Source organism: Oleiphilus sp. HI0067 (assembly GCF_001635735.1).
In genome coordinates this window covers 1-1,340 of sequence record NZ_LWFI01001377.1, presented here as the reverse complement: position 1 = coordinate 1,340, position 1,340 = coordinate 1, and the positions used below count along the sequence as shown (strand labels likewise).

2 protein-coding genes are annotated in these 1,340 nt (G+C 45.4%); both read right to left on the bottom strand.

All coding sequences use genetic code 11. The annotated features are described in order from the left end of the window. A partial coding sequence (locus tag A3739_RS21865) for a succinylglutamate desuccinylase/aspartoacylase family protein (protein WP_197472488.1) occupies positions 1 to 470 on the bottom strand: 470 nt, incomplete at its 3' end. 334 nt (positions 471 to 804) lie between these two features. Further along, positions 805 to 1,340, bottom strand: a 536-nt coding sequence (locus tag A3739_RS21860) for a succinylglutamate desuccinylase/aspartoacylase family protein (protein WP_197472487.1), incomplete at its 5' end; no start/stop codon positions are given.

Here is a 1,340-nt window from a genome sequence, read left to right as displayed (position 1 = left end):
TTATCTCTTGGATCTTCTTCAACCTTACCGAAGGCCTCTGCCCAGCCATAAACAAAGTCATTGATACCCAGCGAACGGCAATATTCAATCTCCTGAGTATTCGTGGAGCCTAAGAATCCAAAGGGCCCACCTTGGGAAGCATAAGAATGAATGTCGAGCAATACATCAGCTTGATCGAGAAGACCGCAAAGCACGGGATCGATGAAGTCTTCATAGTCTTTAGGCGACTCTTTTATGTACATCGCGCGGTTGAGGTTACGTTCATAGAAGCGGGTACCTTGTTCGTATGCTTTGGGATTACAAATCGGGACGCACGTCAATGTGCCTTTGGTTAAAGAGAGCCCATTGTTGAGTTCATCAATTAGCTTGCGAATAGCAGTGGTACCGCAGGTTTCATTGCCATGCACAGCTCCTAAAACAATCAAATGTGGACCAGGGTTGAGCGTCTCGAATCTTGAAATAGAAATCATAAAAAATTAGTTCTGTTGTAAGGTGTTATTCATCATCTGCACATTAATGGTCTAGGGATAATATCGGGTCCCCGTTGTCGATCTGGCCAATGCGAATATCATTTACTCACCATAAACGTCGACGTATGCAATATTGTAGCTCTACCAGCGCATTCCAACAGCAGCCGTTAGCAACTCGCTATCTTAGTGTCAGTTGAATCCTGGGAGAGGAAATAAAAACTGAAAAAGCCTTAACGATGTCCTTCCGGCCTTCAGGAACAGTAGTTCTCAGCCTTCAGCCCCTGACCTGACCAGACATGGGATAAAGCACGGAGTTACAAACAAGTTCGGGATGTCAGTCGGTCCACGTTAGGTGTCTCTTGCGCATGAGTGACAGGCCATGAGCCTGGTCATAATAGGCGGCTTCATTAACAAAAGCGACATAGACCGGTTCGTGATACTCAAACAAGACTGTTTCTCCGGTGTCCAAAATAAAAATTGGCTCGCCCGGGGATAATTGACAATAATCCTGATCCTGTAATTGCGGGTGTATCATGCCGATGATTTCACCACTTTCATCCCGCGGCAAATGCAGTTTCTCAGTAAACTGGAAGACGTCGGCTTCTCGGATAGAGGGTAGGCTCAGTTGTCCACTTAATTGTAAATCGATAAAGTCTAAGGCATGGCTCAATGCTTGGCGTGTGTGTTCAAAAGCATCCCACCGAAGCAAGCCTTGCGCTACAGGACCAACTTCAATGAGAAAACCATGCTTGGCTATCGAACAAAGAAAAGAATTTGTAGTAGGGGCGTTATCTTCATAAAATATTACAGCGCCTGGTAGTTGTTTTTGCACATAAAGGGCCATATCCAAAGCAAGCGGATCGTTCTGCT